Genomic DNA, 16987 nt, shown 5'->3' on the forward strand with positions numbered 1-16987 from the left:
GCCTCAGTCTGTGGTCGCCAGTGCCGTCGTGGGCATTGGTTTGGGCCTGTGGAAAAGCCGCTCAAGCCACAAGTATATGACCGGCGTGGTAAACAGCGTCAGCATCTGGCTGACCAGCAAGCCGCCCACCACCGCGATCCCCAGCGGCTGGCGCAGTTCGGCGCCGGTGCCGTAACCGAGCATCAGCGGCAGGGCGCCGAGCAGGGCGGCGAGGGTGGTCATGATGATCGGCCGGAACCGCGTCAGGCACGCTTCGAAAATCGCATCCTGCGGCGCCAGTCCGCTATTGCGCTGGGCTTCCAGGGCAAAGTCGATCATCAGGATGCCGTTCTTCTTGACGATACCGATCAGCAACACCAGCCCGATCAACGCCATGATCGAAAAATCCTGACCGCAGATCCACAGCATGATCACCGCCCCGAGACCGGCCGCCGGCAGCGTCGAGATGATTGTCAGCGGATGCACGAAGCTCTCATAGAGCACGCCGAGAATGATGTACACCGCCACCAGCGCCGCGAGAATCAGCCACGGCTGACTGGCCAGCGAACTCTGTAACGCCTGCGCCGCGCCCTGGAAATTGCCGCTGATCGCGGTCGGCATGCCGATCTCGGCCTTGGCCTGATTGAGCAGGATCACCGCGTCGCCCAACGCCACGCCGGGCGCCAGGTTGAACGACAGGTTGGCGGCGGGGAACATGCCGTCATGGGCAATCGACAGCGGGCCGATGGTCGGCGCATCGAATTTGGCCAGCGCCGACAGCGGCACCATCTCGCCACTCAGCGGCGAGCGCAGATAGAAATAGTTGAGGCTTTCGGCTTTGCCGCGTTGCTTGGTGTCCAGCTCGAGAATCACGTTGTACTGGTTGACCTGGGTCTGGAACTCGTTGATCTGGCGCTGCCCGAAGGCGTCGTACAGCGCTTCGTCGACATCGCTGGCGGTCAGGCCGAAACGCGCGGCGGCGCTGCGGTCGATGCTGATGTGGGTGATGCTGCCGCCCAGTTGCAGATCGTTGGAAATGTCGCGGAACGCCGGGATGCTGCGCAGCTTTTCGGTCAGGCGCTGGGGCCAGGTGGCGAGGGTCGCGCCGTCGTTGCTCTTGAGCACGTATTGGTACTGCGCGCGACTCGGGCCGGAGCTGAGGTTGATGTCCTGGCCGGCGCGCAGGTACAGGACGATGCCCGGGACTTTCATCAGTTGCGGACGAATGCGGTCGATAAACTGGCTGGCCGAGACGTCGCGGTCACCGCGTTTTTTCAGGGCGATCCAGAAGCGGCCGTTGGCGATGGTCTGGTTGCTGCCGGACACACCGAGCGAGTGCGAGAACGCCTGAACGGCCGGATCGGCGGCGACGATTTCGGCCATCGCCAAGTGTTTTTTCACCATGTCGCCGTAGGAAATATCCGCAGCGGCTTCGGTGGTGCCGAGGACAAACCCGGTGTCCTGCACCGGGAAGAAACCCTTTGGGATAAAGATGTAACCGGCAATCGCCAGTCCCAGCGACAGGCCGAATACGCCAATCATCAACTTCTGGTGGGCGAGGGCGCGACGCAGACCTTTTTCGTACCAGGCCAGCAAGCGCTCGCTGAAGCCCGGTTTGTCGTGGGCGTGGTGCACCGGTTTGCGCATGAACAGCGCTGCCAGCGTCGGCGCGAGGGTCAACGACACCACCACCGAAATCAGAATGGTCGAGGTCGCGGTCAGGGCGAATTCCTTGAACAACCGCCCGACCACGCCACCCATGAACAGCAGCGGAATAAACGCTGCCACCAGCGAGAAACTGATCGACACCACGGTAAAGCCGATCTCGCCGGCACCTTTGACCGCCGCCTCGCGCATGCTGTCGCCGGCCTCCAGATGCCGGTGGATGTTCTCCACCACCACAATCGCATCGTCCACGACAAACCCGACCGCCACGACGATCGCCACCAGCGTCAGGTTGTTCAGGCTGAACCCCAGCAGGTACATCAGGGCGAAACTGGCGGTCAGCGACACGCCGAGTACCGCCGACACAATCATGGTCGCCGACAACTGCCGCAGGAACAGCGCCATCACCGCCACCACCAGCAGAATCGCGATCAGCAGGGTGATCTCGACTTCATGCAGCGAGGCGCGGATGGTCTGCGTGCGGTCGATCAGGGTTTTCACCTGCACCGAGGCCGGGAGCATGGCTTCGAGGCCGGGCAGGGCGGCTTGAATGCGGTCGACGGTTTCGACGATGTTGGCGCCGGGCTGGCGCGAGATCACCAGGTTCACCCCGGGTTGATCACCGGCCCAGGCCTGCACGTAGGCATCTTCCGAACCGTTGACGACTTTGGCGACATCCCGCAGGTGAACCGGGGCGCCGTCCTTGTAGGAAACGATGAGTTGGCTGTAGTCCTCGGGTTTGAACAACTGGTCGTTGGTCGACAGTGTCGAGATGCTCGATTCGCCGTACAGCGCACCTTTGGCGAGATTGAGGCTGGTCTGCTGGATCGCCAGACGAATGTCGGCCAGGGTCAGGCCGATCGCCGCCAGTTTGTCGGCCGAGGCTTGCACGCGGATCGCCGGACGTTGCTGACCGGTGATGTTGATTTGTCCTACGCCGTCGATCTGACTGATCTGACGCGAGAGCAGGGTTTCCACCAGATCGCTGAGTTCGGTGCCGGGCATTTGCGTCGAGCTGACGCTTAAGATCAGCACCGGGCTGTCGGCCGGGTTGACCTTCTTCCAGGTCGGCAGGGTCGGCATGTCCTTAGGCAGCTTGCCGGCGGCGGTATTGATCGCGGCCTGGACTTCCTGAGCGGCGGTATCGATGCTCTTGTCGAGGGTGAATTGCAGGGTCAGCAGGCTGGAGCCGAGCGCGCTGCTGGAGGTCATCTGGGTCATGCCGGGGATGGCGCTGAATTGCACCTCCAACGGCGTGGCCACGGACGAAGCCATGGTGTCGGGGCTGGCGCCGGGCAACTGCGCCGAGACCTGAATTGTCGGAAATTCCGCTTCCGGCAGTGGGGCGATCAGCAGGCGCGGGAAGGCAATCACGCCGACCAGCACCAATGCGATGGTCAACAGAATCGTCGCGACCGGGTGATCGATGCACCAGGTGGAGACGCCTTTGTGCGCCTTCATGGTTTCGGCTCCGCTTGCACCACCTGTGGCGGCTCGCTCATGACCTGCACGGTCGAGCCGGGTTTGAGCCGCGACTGGCCGTCGGTTACCAGCACGTCACCGGCCTTCACGCCTTTGATGATGTCCTGGCCACTACCCTGATAGACCATCTGCACTTGTACGGCTTCGACTTTGTCGCCACTCACCCGGTAAACGAAGTGTTGATCGAGACCGCGCTGTACGACAGTGGGCGGCACCACCAGCGCATTCTTATCCAGTGCCGTCTGAATTTTTACCGTCACCAGCAGGCCCGGCCAGAGCTTTTGGCTGGCATTGTCGAATTCGGCCTTGGCGCGGATGGTGCCGGTGTTGGCGTTGATCTGGTTGTCGATCAGGGTCAGGTGACCTTCGCCGAGCAGGTTGCCGGTTTCACCGTCGGTGTCGGCGCCGATGTAAGCCTTGACCTGTGCGTGCTGCGGATCGTTGATCAGGCCCTGCAGGGTCGGCAGCATTTGCTGCGGCAGCGAGAATTCCACGGCGATCGGGTCGATCTGGGTCACGGTGAACAGGCCGGCGGTGTCGGTCATGCGCAGGAAGTTGCCTTCATCGACTGTACGAATACCGACGCGGCCGGTTACCGGGGAGCGGATCTGCGTGTAAGAAAGTTGTACCTGCGCCGCGTCGATCGAGGCCTGGTTGCCTTGGGCGGTGGCTTTGAGTTGGTTGACCAGTGCTTGTTGCTGGTCGTAGGTCTGCTTGGAGACGCCGTCGTCGACGCTGAGCAGTTTGTAGCGTTTGAGGTTGACCAGGGCGACTTGCAGTTGCGCCTGGCTTTCGCCCAGTTGTGCGCGGGCCTGGTCGAGGCTGGCGCGGATCGAGCGGTCGTCGATGGTAGCGAGCAGGTCGCCTGCTTTGACGAGTTGGCCTTCCTTGACGAGGATTTTGGTGAGGATGCCGTCTATTTGTGGGCGTACTACGACGCTGTGTAATGAGAGTACGGAGCCGATGCCGGTGGTGTAGCGGGGGACGTCTTTTTCGCTGACCGCTATCACTCGCACGGGGATGGCGGTGGGGGTGGCGAGTTTGGTCGGGGCGGGTTTCATTGCCCACCATGCGCCTGCGGCGGCCAGGGCGATCACTAGGGCTAGCAGGGCTTGGTTTTTCTTGATTCGCATGAAATGGGGCGCCAAGGGCTGGAGTTTGGGCAGGTTGGGTATTTATAAACTTGTTTGGGGGTCAGGAGGGTGACGGCTAGCTGTCAGCGCTGTCAGTTTCGCCGGGGTGTATATCCGTTTCTGCGGGTGTGGCTGATTACGGTTTCGCCCTTACGGCGGGTCACTTTTTCCAGACGCCGAAAAAGTAACCAAAAAGGCTTGCTCCTGCGTTCGGCCCGCTCGCTGGGGCTCGGGGTTCCTTCGCTCCGGGATTGATCCGGGGGCAGCGCCTACGGTTTGCTTCGCTGCACCTCCTCTCGCTGTGTTTGGCTTCGCCAAACGGTCGCTGCGCTCCCACCCCGGATCAATCCCTCCACTCAGCCTTCCGACGTCGCCCGTGGATCAAGATCAAGATCAAGAGCGGCAGCCGAGCTTGCGCTCATCCTGGAGTGGGGCGGCATGCGCCGCGTGCGGGTTGTACTTATCTTCCCTGTAGGAGCTGCCGCAGGCTGCGATCTTTTGATCTCGCTTTTGCTCTTTTGTGGGAGCTGGCTTGCCAGCGATGGCGGCCTGGTAGCCGACCAATCTCCGGTAGGTGTACTCGGTTCAACGGTGGGAGCGGGCTTGCTCGCGAAGAGGTCTGTCCAGTCAGCCGATTACGTTGAGCTGTTTAATTCTGTGCCAAATAACCAGAACCTTCCCACAAGGTTTTCAGGTTGTCCGTCGGAAGCGCGGTCTCTAGTCTTTGGTTGTCGCTGCAAATTCAGCGATCGGGTGTGGAAACCCGATTCAAGTAGAAACAATGCACCAGCACCGTAATCGTTGCCGACGTCTTTTTTCGTCTGCAAACTGCGTCGCGGCGGCTGTGCGTGGGCAGACTTCGGTCTGGCCGGTTGCCTACTTATCGGTTTTCCACCCCGCGCACAGTTGCCACCTTTTGTCGTGTGGAAACGACAAAGGCTGGCTCCCAAATACAAGTAGGAGCTACACCATGGATAAACTGATCCCAGACCCTCCCCCCGAAACCACAACCCCGCTCGCCGAAGCCATCCGCGCAGAAGACCTCGCCCAAAACCGCGAAGCCATCAAACGCGCGCTCGACTTTTACCTCAGTCCGCAACCCGTCCAGCCGCGACAGCCAAGCACCATGTTTCTGGTCAACCCAGGCATCGACACCGAAACCCTGCTCGCCCACGCTTACGAATCGTTGGCCTCTGCCAGTGCCATGGCCAGCAATTTCGCCAATGAACTCGGCGGCCCGCAACGCAGCACGGCGCTGGCGATCCAGCAGATCGTCATGCTCGCCGAACTGGCGGTGAACCGGGCGCTGGATAGGGTTGATCCACGCACTTGATCCGTCCGAGCACCGCGTCATCGTTCATCGCGAGCAGGCTCGCTCCCACAGGTTGAAACGCAGTCCACCTGTGGGAGCGAGCCTGCTCGCGAAGACGCCTGTGCGGGCGACGCACCTCTGCCGGCTATTGGTGTCAGCCGGTCCCAAAAAGGGACCGATCATTCCCAATTTGGCAAACATTGCACCATCACCTACCTCTAAACCGTTCGGCGTGCGCTGCAAATCTTCAGGTGCTGTCGCAAGGCGCGCAGGTATACTGCGCGCCTTCGCGGCTCACTGTTCGGGCCCGACTTTTTGCTTTGCGGAGCTTTTATGACTTCCCCGACCCAACCGCCGGTTGACGACGCCGTGAGCGATGTCCCGGCCGAGCTGACTGATGCCAGCGAAACCAAACCCGAGATTCCGGCTTTCAAGTTCCCGTTCAAACCGGGTGAACTGGCGGCGGCCAAGGGTTCGAATCAGCCGTGGTACAAGAACGGCGCCAAGAACGGCCATACCAAGACCCCGGGCATGGCGCCGCCGGGTACCCGTCGCTCGATGGGCAAGCGCTGAGTTTCATCCCGCCTTCAGCCATCGACTGCGATTTTCGGTCGCAGTGATGGCTAAGTGCTCAGATCCTGAGCCAGATCAATATTTGACCAATTGGTGCGCTTAGAGTCAGCAGCCCTGCCGACTCTTCCCATAAAACGAGCGCGCTTTCCATGAAGATCAATCTCCCGGTAACCGGCCGTAACGTCGATGTGGCGCCGGACGCGAACATTCTTTCGACCACTGATCTGACCAGCGCGATCACTTACGCCAACGACGATTTCATCAGGATCAGCGGCTACAGCCGCGACGAATTGCTCGGCACGCCACACAACCTGTTGCGCCATCCGGACATGCCGGCGCAGGCGTTTGCGCATATGTGGCAGACGCTGAAGGGCGGACGCTCGTGGATGGGGCTGGTGAAGAATCGTTGCAAGAATGGCGATCATTATTGGGTCAGCGCGTATGTCACGCCGGTTACGCAGAGCGGCGTGGCGGTGGAGTATCAGTCGGTACGCACCCGGCCGGATACACGGCAGGTGGCGGCGGCGGAGCGGGTGTACGCGCAGTTGCGTGGAGAGTTGAAGGGACGGCGGCCGCTGCCCACTTTAGGTCTGCGTGGCAGGATCACGGTGTTGGCCAGTGCGTTGCTGGGGCTGGTGTTGGGGATCGAGGCCTGGTTGCGTCCGGAGTCGGCATGGATCGATGGGCTGGCATTTGTTGTCGGCAGCAGTCTCTGCACGTTCGGCGTGCGCTGGATCTTGCGGCCGCTGGAGCGGCTGAGCGAACGGGCGCGGCAGGTCGCGGACAATCCGTTGAGTCAGAGCATTTACACCGGGCGCCGCGATGAAATCGGCCAGATTGAATTCGCCCTGCAGATGCTCGAAGCCCAGGTCGGCGCGGTGGTCGGGCGCATCGGTGATGCGTCGCAACAGTTGGCCGGGCATGCGGCGCAATTGGTCGATCATCTGCAAAGCAGTCACAACAGTTCGCTGGCGCAACAGGCGGAAACCGATCAGGTGGCGGCGATTCATCAGATGGCCGCCAGCGTCGCGCAAGTTGCCAGCCATGCGCAGCAGGCCTCGGTGGCGGCGGACATGGCCGGCACGGAAACCCGCGAAGGGCATTGGCTGGTCGGCGAGAGTCGCAGTGCGGTGTTGCGTCTGGCCGAGGAGTTGCGGCGGGCGACCGAGGTGATTCATCAGCTCGAAGGCCACAGCAGCGAGATTTCCGGAGTACTGGAGGTGATCCGCAGCATTGCCGAGCAGACCAATCTGCTGGCGCTTAACGCGGCGATCGAAGCGGCGCGCGCTGGTGATGCCGGGCGCGGTTTTGCAGTGGTGGCCGATGAGGTGCGCGGGTTGGCGCAACGCACGCAGCAATCGACCAACGAGATTCAGCGGATGATCAGCACCCTGCAAAATGGCGCGCGCGATGCAGTGCTGGTGATGCAGCAGAGCAGCGAGCATGTGGATAACAGCGTCGAACAGGCACAGCGCGCGGCGCGGGCGCTGGACGGGATCAGTGAGCGGGTCGAGCAGATCACCGAGATGAGCCTGCAGATTGCCGCGGCGGTGGAGCAGCAGAGTGCGGTGAGCGAGGACATTAATCGCAACATCGTCAGCATTCGCACGGCGTCGGAATTGACGGTGGATGAGGGGCGGCAGAGTCAGCGCAATTCTGAAGATGTGGCGGGGCTGGCGGGGGATTTGCGGTTGCTGGCGCGGGAGTTCTGGGGACGGCGACAGGTTCGGGATTGAGGTTATCTGGGCCGGCCTCTTCGGGAGCAGCCCTCTCCCACAGGTTTGTGAGTTGATCATTTATTCTGTGTGCAACTCAAAACCCTGTGGGAGGGGGCTTGCTCCCGAAGCGGCCATTGCAGGCAGTACAAAATCCGGATCAAGCCGCGCGCAGCGAAATAAACGCATACGTCTGCGCCGGCTCAGTCACTACCTGCGCCCCGGCCGCCACCAACTGCCCGGCCACATCATCCCCGGACAAATGAAACAGCCATTCACTGGATTCCGTATTCAGCGGCTGTGCTGAAACCTGATCGATCACCGCCGCAAAAGCGTCCATCTGCGGCAAATACGCGGTAAACCCATCGCCCTTGAGCGCCGTGGTGCGAATCCCCAGCGCCGCGCAGATTGCATCCTTGATCCGGATGTCATCGCGATCGGCCTGACGCGAACGCTGGATCAACGCCAGCAGTTCCTCATCGACCAGCTCCCCGCCGACAATCAGCAGCGGCCCCTGTTGCCACGATTCTGGCGGGCAATCCTTGGCCGCCGGGTTGAGCGGGATGTGCGGATTGATTTCTGCCGGATAAATCCTGCACACCAACGGTCGGCGCTCGTAGATACGGCACAGGTTTTCTTCGTCAAGATTCCGGCAGCGCCCGACGTTGTACGCGGCAAAGGTGATTGCCACGTGGGCCTCGGTCGTGCCGCTGCGTACCACCAGCGAACGCCGTTCGGCGTGTTCACGCTGCTGCGCCGGCAGGCCCAGGCCGTTGCCGAGAAAGGCCTCCACCAGCACGATCACCTGACCGCCATCCGCCGCCCACATGCGGGCTTCGGCGAGGGTCAGGGGCACATGGTGGTCGGTGCAGCATTTGCCGCAACCGACGCAGGAAAACGTCGTATTCATTGCACGATCAATCTTCAATCAGAGTGTGAAACGGCGACGTAAAGTCGCCAGGCTGAGGCTGATCGAAGCAAGTTGTGCGCCAGCCCTCAAGGCTTGGCGGTCGGGCGGATCGAGTCCCATTCGGTGACAAACGCGGTTTTCGACTTTTTGCTGTACAGGCACAGCTCAGTGCCTTGCTGGCCTTTCATGTGTTTTTGCGGGTATTGGCCTTGCAACAGCACGGCGGTGTAGCCGACGCGGTCATCGAATTGCGCGGGTGTGCCGACGGGTTTGGCGTCTTTCAGGCCGCTGGCCTTGGTGCAGCTGGCGAGCACGGTTTTATCGTAAGCGGCCCAGGCGTCGGGGCTGGAGGCGTGGGCCTGTGAGGCCAGGGCGGTGAGGCAGAGCAGGCTCAGGGAGAGGGTTTTCATGGTTGGGCATCCTTGGTTTGGCCAAGGTTTGAGTATGCCTGAGGGGGAGAAGTTGCCTGGGCCGGCCTCTTCGCGAGCAAGCCCGCTCCCACAATTAGGAATGCGTTCCCCCTGTGGGAGCGGGCTTGCTCGCGAAAACGGTCGATCAGTCCGGTACAAGTTCTCGGCGAACCACAATCATCCCGGCGCTTTCATACAAACGCTGCGCCCGCAGGTTATCTTCCAGCACTTTCAGATCGACAAATCCTTCGCGCCTTTGCTGAAACACCTTGAATGCATTCAACAGCAACGCCCGACCCAAACCTCGGCCCTGAGCGCGCGGATGCACCACCAGATTCTTGATGTACGAACTGGTCCAGCATTGCGCCACGCCGATCACGCCTTCGTTATCGCGGGCGATAAAGCACAATTCAGGATCGTATTCGGCATCGCTCTCGAAGCGCTTCTGCCATTCCTCCAGTGCCGGCACCCGACCGCCGCCCTCACGGTAGCCGAGTTGCATCAGCTGATGCACCGCCGCCGCCAGTTCCGGGCGATAAGTGCTCAGCTCAATGCCTTCCGGCCAGTGGATCGGCGGCACGCCTTGGCGAAGGTCGCGCCGCATCAGAAAGCAGTATGTCTGGCCCAAGACTCAGTGACCGTTGGCGGCGACGTGTTTGGCCGCTTCGATCAGGCGCTGGGTCAGTTCCGGCGAGGAGAACTTGGTCAGCACCGCGTTGGCCCCGGCCAGACGCGCTTTCTCGCTGTTCATCGCGCTGTCGAGCGAGGTGTGCAGCAGCACGTAGAGGTGGGCGAAGTCCGGCGTCTCGCGCAGGGTGCGGGTGAAGGCATAGCCGTCCATTTCGGACATTTCGATGTCGGAGACGATCAGGTTGATCTGCTGCGCGGTGCCTTGCAGATCCAGCAGGCAGTCGATGGCTTCCTTGGCACTGCGCGCGGTGTGACATTGCAGGCCTAGGTTGCGCAGGGTGTGCACCGATTGCTGCAACGCCACCTGGCTGTCGTCGACCACCAGAATCCGTGCGTTACCAAGGACTTCGGCGTCTTCCATGCTCAGGTCGGTCGGGGCCATTTCGATCTGCGCCGGGGCGATACTGTGAATGACTTTTTCGATGTCGAGCACTTGTACCAGTGTGCCGTCCACCGAGGTCACGCCGGTGATGTAGGCACGCGAGCCGCCGGAGCCGAACGGCGGTGGCTTGATGTCGGTGGTCAGGCAATGGACGATTTTGCTCACCGCCTGCACATGTAGACCCTGCTTGGAACGGCTGACGTCGGTGACGATCAGGCAGCCGCCGTTCGGGTCTTCCAGTGGTCGCTCGCCGATGGCACGGCTGAGGTCGATCACCGACAGCGACGCGCCGCGCAGGGTGGCGATGCCTTTGATGTGCGGATGCGACTCGGGCATTTTGGTCAGTGGCGGGCAGGGGATGATTTCACTGACTTTCAGCAGGTTGATCGCCATCAGCTTGCCGCTGCGCAAGGTAAACAGCAGAAGCGAAAGTGAATCTGCGCGGGCTTTGTTGGAAGACATAAAAACCTTCTGTGGAAAAAGGTGATGGGCGAGGGTGCAAATCGCCAGAAACTATTGATGCCGGGTTATCGACTTGTCGGGGGCAGGCTTTAGGCTCAATCCCCAATCTCGGCCGAACGGCGGCGAATGCTCTGTGGCGAGGGAGCTTGCTCCCGCTGGAGTGCGAAGCGCTCCCATAACCATCCATCGCGGTGTATCAGGTGGGTCATGTCCGCTGCTTTTGCGACTGCTGCGCAGCCGAGCGGGAGCAAGCTCCCTCGCCACAATGGAGGTCTATCTCATCCCAAGGCGTTTAGCCATCCGCCCTAGATTCGCCCGGTCCAGCCCCAACTCTCGCGCCGCACTTGCCCAGTTATCCTGATTTCGCGCCAACGCAGCACTGATCAACTGCCGCTGATATTGCTCGGTGGCACTGCGCAAATCGCCGCCGATCACCGGCATCGCGGGCACCTCGGCAACCGGCGCGGGCGAGTTATCCACAACCTCCCGCGGCAGATCCAGATCCGCCGCGCTCAAACTGAGGATCTTCGGCCTTACCTTGCAATTGCCCAGCGCCTTCAGTGCGCTGCGGCCGATCAAGTGTTCCAGTTCACGCACGTTGCCCGGCCAAGTGTAGGCGAGCAACGCCTCCTGGGCATCGCTACTCAAACGCAGGCTGTTGAGGCCCATGCGCGAACGGTTCTGTTCCAGAAAGAAGCCGCTGAGCAGCAACACATCGCGGCCGCGATCGCGCAGCGCCGGGACGCGCAGCGGGTACACGCTCAAGCGGTGATAGAAGTCGGCGCGGTAGCGGCCGCTGCGCACTTCTTCGGCCAGATCGCGGTTGGTCGCGGCGATCAGGCGCACATCGACCTGATGTTCCTTGTCCGAGCCGAGCCGCTGCAACTGGCCGCTTTGCAGCACGCGCAGCAATTTGGCCTGTACGGTCAGCGACAGTTCGCCGACTTCATCGAGAAACAGCGTGCCGCCATTGGCCAGTTCGAACTTGCCGCGGCGGTCGCTGGTGGCGCCGGTAAAGGCGCCGCGCACGTGGCCGAACAGTTCGCTTTCGACCAACGTATCGGGTAGAGCGGCGCAGTTGAGGCTGATGATCGGTTTGTCGGCGCGCGGCGAGGCGGCGTGGATCGCTTGCGCCACCAACTCCTTGCCGACCCCGGTTTCGCCGGTGATCAGCACGGTCAGGTCGCTGCCGCCGACCAGATTGATTTCCTCCACCAGCCGTTTGTGCGCTTTGCTTTGGCCGATCATTTCGCGTTGCTGCTGGCCGCTCGCCTGGCGGTAGACCTCGGCGCGTTGGTGTTCGTCTTCGGCACGCAGCGCCAGGCGTTCGATACGTTCGGCGGCGTTGACCGTGGCCGAGGCGAGGCTGGCGAAGGCTTGCAAAGCGTCGAGTTCGATCGGCTCGAAACGCTCCGGGTCGAGCGCATCAAGGGTGATCAGGCCCCAGAGTTTTTCATCGACGAACAGCGGACAGCCGAGACAGTCATGTACCTCAAGGTGGTCGCCCAGACCATCGACCAGGCCATCGTACGGATCGGGCAAGTCGCTGTCGGCGGCGAACCGCGTTGGCCCGGCGCCTTCCAGCAGGATGGCAAAACGTGGGTGTTCGCTGACCTTGAAGCGCCGGCCGAGGGTGTCGGTACTTAAACCATCCACCGCCAGCGGCACCAGCCATTCGCCGTCCAGGCGCAGCAACGCGGCGGCATCGCACGGCAGCAGGGCGCGCATGGCTTCGAGCAGGCGCCGATAGCGCTCGCCCTCGGGCAGTTCGCGGGACAGGTCGGAGACCAGTGGCAGTAGAGCGGTGAGCAGGGATTTGGCGGTCATGGTCTTGTAGTCAAAGAGACTCGATGTAGTCGCGATGACTATAAAACGCTTTGAGTCTAAATGACTACGTAAAAAATAAGCCATTGATTTATAACGATAATTTATCTGGCACGAAAACTGATAAGCCTAAGGTAATTCTCAAAAAGCTCAGGAGTCATTCTTATGCTTAGCGTCCAGGATCGTGCCATCGTCAAATCCACTGTGCCTCTGTTGGAAAGCGGCGGAGAAGCGCTGATCACCCACTTCTACCGCATGATGCTCTCCGAATACCCTGAGGTGCGCCCGCTGTTCAACCAGGCGCACCAGGCCAGTGGCGACCAGCCCCGTGCGCTGGCCAATGGTGTGTTGATGTACGCCCGGCACATCGATCAGCTCGACCAGTTGGGCGATCTGGTGGCGAAGATCATCAACAAGCACGTCGCCCTGCAAATCCTCCCGGAGCACTACCCGATTGTCGGCACCTGCCTGCTGCGGGCCATCTCCGAAGTGCTCGGCGACGAGATCGCCACGCCGGAAGTGATGAGCGCGTGGGGCGCGGCGTACGGGCAATTGGCCGAGATTCTGATCGGCGCTGAAGCCGCGATCTACGACCAGAAAGAACAGGCAGTCGGCGGCTGGCGTGGCGCGCGGGAGTTCATCGTGGTGAACAAGGTCGAGGAGAGCGAGGAAATCATTTCGTTCTACTTCGAGCCGGCGGACAAAGGCCCGATCCTGGCCGCAGAGCCGGGTCAGTACATTGGCATGAAGCTGATCCTCGACGGCGAAGAAATCCGCCGTAATTACTCGCTGTCGGCGCTGGCCAATAAAGGTCAGTACCGCATCAGCGTCAAGCGCGAACCGGGCGGTCGTGCGTCCAACCACTTGCATGACCAATTGCACATCGGCGCGAGCATTCAGCTGTTCCCGCCATCGGGCGAGTTCACCCTGACTGCCAGTGACAAGCCGTTGGTGCTGATCAGTGGTGGCGTCGGCATTACCCCGACTCTGGCGATGCTCGAAGCAGCGCTGCAAACCGAGCGCCCGGTGCACTTTATCCACTGCGCGCGCAACGGCAGCGTGCATGCGTTCCGCGACTGGATCGATGGGCTGGCGGCGCGCCATCCGCAGCTCAAGCGCTTCTATTGCTACGCCGAAGACGACGGTGTGAGCCCGGCGGCGGACAAGGTCGGGATCCTCAGCCAAGAGCAATTGGGTGAATGGCTGCCGGCGCAACGTGACGTCGATGCTTACTTCCTCGGGCCGAAGGGCTTCATGGGAGCGATCAAGCGGCATTTGAAGGCGCTGGGTGTGCCGGAGCAGCAGAGCCGTTATGAGTTCTTCGGGCCGGCTGCTGCTTTGGAATAATCCTTAGGACTGAGTCGCCTTCATCGCGAGCAGGCTCACTCCTACAGGGGCGGTGGCGTACATGAAAATGGTGTACGAAGCAGATCTCTTGTAGGAGTGAGCCTGCTCGCGATGGCCGTTACGCAATTTTGATTCTTAAAAAGTGTTTAAAGGTTAATCGTTTCTTAACCGGTTTATCGTTTATTCCCCGATGCTGATGATAGGCGCTCGTTCGTTTAACTGATCAGGATCGCCCCCATGTCGCACATCATCTTCTCTTCTCGTTTGAGCCTGGCAACACTTGGCCTGTCGGCTGTTTTATTCGCCAGTCCATTTGCTGCGGCCGAATCGGCGTTGATCGCACCACAGACCCTGGTCGTCGATCAGAGCCTGCCCAAGGCTCAGCGCGATGCAATGGAGTTGGCGGCGCGGCGTTACGGCAGTTTCTGGAACAGTGGGGAAGAGGCCCTGGCCACGGCAGCCTTGTCGCCGCAGTTTGTCGACAAGACCCCGCCCGAAGGTCGGGTGCAGGGGCCGACCGGGCCGTTGCTGGCATCGAAGTTCTTTCGTACAGCGGTGCCGGACCTGAGCTGCGAGATCGAGCAAATGATCATTGCCGGTGACCGCGTGGTGGTGCACCTGCACTTTCGTGGACACTTCAGTGGGGCGTTCAAGGCTCTCAAAGGACAGGGCCAGCGTGTAGACTTCCGGGCAACCGATATCTATCAGATCGACAACGGTCGCATCGCGGCCAATTGGCATATCGAAGACAACATCAGTCTGATGGCGCAACTGCAAGCGCAGCCGCCAGCCAGCTGAACCATGGACATACAAGGGAAACGCGATGAGCGAGGAAACGATTCGACTGGGACGTGAGCGGCGCTTTCTGGTGCTGCTGGGCATCATCTGTCTGGCACTGATCGGCGGCGCGCTTTACATGCAGATCGTGCTGGGCGAGGCACCATGCCCGCTGTGCATCCTGCAGCGTTATGCATTGCTGCTGATTGCGCTGTTCGCGTTTATCGGCGCGGCCATGCGCACCCGCCGCAGCATCACGGTGTTCGAAGTGCTGGTGGTGATCTGCGCGATCGCCGGCGCCGGTGTTGCCGGGCATCACGTGTACACCCAGTTCTATCCGGCGGTGAGCTGCGGCATCGATGTGTTGCAGCCGATTGTCGACGACCTGCCGCTGGCGAAGATCTTCCCGCTGGGCTTCCAGGTCGATGGTTTCTGCTCGACGCCGTACCCGCCGATCCTCGGTCTGTCGCTGGCGCAATGGGCGCTGGTGGCGTTCGTGCTGGTGGTGATTCTGGTGCCGCTGCTGACCTCGCGTAACCGAAAAGCACTGCGCTGAATCAACTCTTCGGCAGATTGGCCGATACAGAAAACGCCCCGATTAGCGGATCAGCCGCTCGGGGCGTTTTGCATTTCAGAGTGTTTGTGAAATCACCGTGACGAACGGCAATGGAGAGTGCGGCAGGTGTGCGACATGTTGTCACACGCGCCCTGTCGCAGGGCCTTTCGGCGACCCGGATTGGCGTAATGTTACAAAAAAGGATTGGTCTGTTTCGGCATTTTTCTGGTTTTGCACGCAGGTGCCAGATCAGGCAGTTTTAACAGGCTCTGGCAGATGGCCAGAGGCCTTTGAATATCGGGCTTTGCGCCGATTCGCTGCCGGGAAAATCCCTTCGGAGCTGTCTGAACTGAGGTGTATAGGCCTACATTTTTTGGTGTTTTTGTTGAGAATCGATTTCGATAACATGCGGAACTTTTGCAAAAACGGTGATGGATTGTTGCTCTGAGCGATAAAAATTATTTCGGGATAAGACATGGTGTATAGGGCGCTACCTATCTACAATCGCCCGCACTGAATTCCCGGCACTGTTCAGCCTTTATTAAGGAACTGGACAGGAAGTCGGGTGTCGAGCGGGCCGAAAGGCTTTTGCGACACCCAGGTGTCGGTGCCTTCCAACTTTCCGCACCAAATGGAATTGGTCTGTAACAAGGCCTTTGACCACGAATTCGAATAAGAACTGACCGCTGTCCATGGTTTTGTCGAGCGTCTGACGCGCGACGGGCGGCCCTTATTCAATCCAAAGAAAATGCCAACCCTTGGCAGGGTGAAGTGTTGGCGATCAAAACCCAACTGCATTGCGCAAGCTGCTTTAGAGGTCGTGAGATGAGTAAAAACAGGTACCCCAGATTACTAGGCCTAGTGCCGCTGCTCGGCACGTTGTTGCTGGGAGGCTGCAACATGACCCTGCTCAATCCAACGGGCCAGGTCGGCCTGGAACAGCGCAACCTGATCATCACCGCCACGCTGCTGATGCTGTTGGTCGTTGTGCCGGTTATCGTCATGACCTTCCTGTTCGCCTGGAAGTACCGCGCGTCCAACAAGGATGCCGTCTACACCCCGAAATGGTCGCACTCGACCAAAATCGAAGTGGCGGTCTGGACCATCCCGGTTCTGATCATCATCGCCCTGGGTTACATCACCTACATTTCGACCCACAAACTGGACCCGTACCGTCCGATTGAATCCGACGTCAAGCCGGTGACCATCGAAGTCGTTGCGCTGGACTGGAAGTGGCTGTTCATCTACCCGGAACAAGGCATTGCCACGGTCAACAAGATCGTGTTCCCGGCGCACACTCCGGTCAACTTCCGGATCACCTCCGACGCCGTGATGAACTCGTTCTTCATCCCGGGCCTGGGCGGCCAGATCTACGCGATGGCGGGCATGACCACCAAGCTGCACCTGATCGCTGACCGCAACGCTGAAATGGACGGTATCTCCGCCAACTACAGCGGCGCTGGTTTCACCGGTATGAAATTCAAAGCGATCGCAACTTCTCAGGAAGATTTCGACGCCTGGGTAAGTGAAGTCAAAAAGGCACCTAAACAGCTTGAACAAGCTGAATACGCAGCCCTTGCCAAGCCAAGCCAGAACAATCCAGTCGAGCTCTACTCCTCGGTCACGCCGAACCTGTTCCAGACCATCGTCGACAAGTACGAAGGCATGAAACCGGGCAAGCCGCTGAAGCACGAGAAGAAAGAGAAAGAAGTGGCGGCAACGGACATGGACTCGAATTCGCATTCAGCTGCCGGGGCAGAGGAGTAAACG

The 16987-nt window shown here is 60.5% G+C and carries 14 protein-coding genes and 1 pseudogene; 8 read left to right on the top strand and 7 right to left on the bottom strand.

Annotation, left to right across the window (positions count from 1 at the left end):
• Positions 1–3: 3 nt before the first annotated feature.
• Positions 4–3105: a multidrug efflux RND transporter permease subunit gene (locus tag V3W27_RS22500; RefSeq protein WP_330207587.1), complete on the bottom strand. Its 3102-nt coding sequence runs from the start codon at positions 3103–3105 to the stop codon at positions 4–6.
• Positions 3102–4259: an efflux RND transporter periplasmic adaptor subunit gene (locus V3W27_RS22505; RefSeq protein ID WP_330207588.1), complete on the bottom strand. Its 1158-nt coding sequence runs from the start codon at positions 4257–4259 to the stop codon at positions 3102–3104. Before V3W27_RS22505 ends, V3W27_RS22500 begins: the two co-directional genes overlap by 4 nt.
• 970 nt (positions 4260–5229) lie before the next feature.
• Here V3W27_RS22505 and V3W27_RS22510 point away from each other — a divergent pair.
• The 4 genes and pseudogenes from V3W27_RS22510 (at position 5230) to V3W27_RS22520 (ending at position 7880) form a co-directional block, all read left to right on the top strand.
• Positions 5230–5592 (top strand): DUF6124 family protein, encoded by a 363-nt coding sequence (locus tag V3W27_RS22510; RefSeq protein WP_103369286.1) that lies wholly within the window; start codon positions 5230–5232, stop codon positions 5590–5592.
• 312 nt (positions 5593–5904) lie between these two features.
• Positions 5905–6144, top strand: a complete 240-nt coding sequence (locus V3W27_RS22515; RefSeq protein WP_041071739.1) for a hypothetical protein — start codon at positions 5905–5907, stop codon at positions 6142–6144.
• A 149-nt stretch (positions 6145–6293) separates the two neighbouring features.
• Positions 6294–6575 (top strand): annotated as a pseudogene (locus V3W27_RS28265) (PAS domain-containing protein); the annotation flags it as partial.
• Between the two features lie 201 nt (positions 6576–6776).
• The gene (locus V3W27_RS22520) at positions 6777–7880 is read left to right on the top strand and encodes a methyl-accepting chemotaxis protein (protein ID WP_442962673.1); all 1104 of its coding nucleotides are present in this window, start codon (positions 6777–6779) and stop codon (positions 7878–7880) included.
• 139 nt (positions 7881–8019) lie between these two features.
• Here V3W27_RS22520 and V3W27_RS22525 read toward each other — a convergent pair whose 3' ends face one another.
• The 5 genes from V3W27_RS22525 to norR all read right to left on the bottom strand — a co-directional run bounded on the left by V3W27_RS22525 (position 8020) and on the right by norR (position 12540).
• A complete protein-coding gene (locus V3W27_RS22525; RefSeq protein WP_330207590.1) occupies positions 8020–8769 on the bottom strand; it encodes a YkgJ family cysteine cluster protein in 750 nt (249 codons plus the stop codon).
• Between the two features lie 86 nt (positions 8770–8855).
• Positions 8856–9179, bottom strand: coding sequence for a hypothetical protein (locus tag V3W27_RS22530; protein WP_007968394.1), 324 nt, complete (start codon positions 9177–9179; stop codon positions 8856–8858).
• A gap of 145 nt (positions 9180–9324) precedes the next feature.
• Complete coding sequence (locus V3W27_RS22535; protein ID WP_330207591.1) at positions 9325–9783, bottom strand: GNAT family N-acetyltransferase; 459 nt, start codon at positions 9781–9783, stop codon at positions 9325–9327.
• A gap of 27 nt (positions 9784–9810) precedes the next feature.
• Entirely contained in the window at positions 9811–10713 is a 903-nt protein-coding gene (locus tag V3W27_RS22540) for a chemotaxis protein CheV (protein WP_027612166.1), read from the bottom strand.
• Positions 10714–10986: 273 nt separating this feature from the next.
• Entirely contained in the window at positions 10987–12540 is a 1554-nt protein-coding gene (gene norR, locus V3W27_RS22545; RefSeq protein WP_330207592.1) for a nitric oxide reductase transcriptional regulator NorR, read from the bottom strand.
• Positions 12541–12702: 162 nt separating this feature from the next.
• Between norR and hmpA the strand changes: the two genes are divergently transcribed.
• The 4 genes from hmpA to cyoA all read left to right on the top strand — a co-directional run bounded on the left by hmpA (position 12703) and on the right by cyoA (position 16984).
• Positions 12703–13884 (top strand): NO-inducible flavohemoprotein, encoded by a 1182-nt coding sequence (gene hmpA / locus V3W27_RS22550; protein ID WP_330207593.1) that lies wholly within the window; start codon positions 12703–12705, stop codon positions 13882–13884.
• 237 nt (positions 13885–14121) lie between these two features.
• Positions 14122–14682 (top strand): ester cyclase, encoded by a 561-nt coding sequence (locus V3W27_RS22555; RefSeq protein WP_330207594.1) that lies wholly within the window; start codon positions 14122–14124, stop codon positions 14680–14682.
• Between the two features lie 25 nt (positions 14683–14707).
• Positions 14708–15217 carry a disulfide bond formation protein B gene (locus V3W27_RS22560; RefSeq protein WP_025109264.1) on the top strand — a complete coding sequence of 170 codons (510 nt, stop codon included), beginning with the start codon at positions 14708–14710 and terminating at the stop codon, positions 15215–15217.
• Between the two features lie 825 nt (positions 15218–16042).
• On the top strand, positions 16043–16984 hold the full coding sequence (cyoA, locus tag V3W27_RS22565) for a ubiquinol oxidase subunit II (protein WP_027612162.1): 942 nt from the start codon (positions 16043–16045) through the stop codon (positions 16982–16984).
• Positions 16985–16987 lie beyond the last annotated feature (3 nt).

The organism is Pseudomonas sp. AM14(2022) (assembly GCF_036346455.1).
Lineage (GTDB): Bacteria > Pseudomonadota > Gammaproteobacteria > Pseudomonadales > Pseudomonadaceae > Aquipseudomonas > Aquipseudomonas putida_A.

Coding starts and splice junctions, on each gene's coding strand:
- V3W27_RS22500 (WP_330207587.1), bottom strand. CDS start 3,105: ATGAAGGCGCACAAAGGCGTCTCCACCTGGTGCATCGATCACCCGGTC.
- V3W27_RS22505 (WP_330207588.1), bottom strand. CDS start 4,259: ATGCGAATCAAGAAAAACCAAGCCCTGCTAGCCCTAGTGATCGCCCTG.
- V3W27_RS22510 (WP_103369286.1), top strand. CDS start 5,230: ATGGATAAACTGATCCCAGACCCTCCCCCCGAAACCACAACCCCGCTC.
- V3W27_RS22515 (WP_041071739.1), top strand. CDS start 5,905: ATGACTTCCCCGACCCAACCGCCGGTTGACGACGCCGTGAGCGATGTC.
- V3W27_RS22525 (WP_330207590.1), bottom strand. CDS start 8,769: ATGAATACGACGTTTTCCTGCGTCGGTTGCGGCAAATGCTGCACCGAC.
- V3W27_RS22530 (WP_007968394.1), bottom strand. CDS start 9,179: ATGAAAACCCTCTCCCTGAGCCTGCTCTGCCTCACCGCCCTGGCCTCA.
- V3W27_RS22535 (WP_330207591.1), bottom strand. CDS start 9,783: ATGCGGCGCGACCTTCGCCAAGGCGTGCCGCCGATCCACTGGCCGGAA.
- V3W27_RS22540 (WP_027612166.1), bottom strand. CDS start 10,713: ATGTCTTCCAACAAAGCCCGCGCAGATTCACTTTCGCTTCTGCTGTTT.
- norR (WP_330207592.1), bottom strand. CDS start 12,540: ATGACCGCCAAATCCCTGCTCACCGCTCTACTGCCACTGGTCTCCGAC.
- hmpA (WP_330207593.1), top strand. CDS start 12,703: ATGCTTAGCGTCCAGGATCGTGCCATCGTCAAATCCACTGTGCCTCTG.
- V3W27_RS22555 (WP_330207594.1), top strand. CDS start 14,122: ATGTCGCACATCATCTTCTCTTCTCGTTTGAGCCTGGCAACACTTGGC.
- V3W27_RS22560 (WP_025109264.1), top strand. CDS start 14,708: ATGAGCGAGGAAACGATTCGACTGGGACGTGAGCGGCGCTTTCTGGTG.
- cyoA (WP_027612162.1), top strand. CDS start 16,043: ATGAGTAAAAACAGGTACCCCAGATTACTAGGCCTAGTGCCGCTGCTC.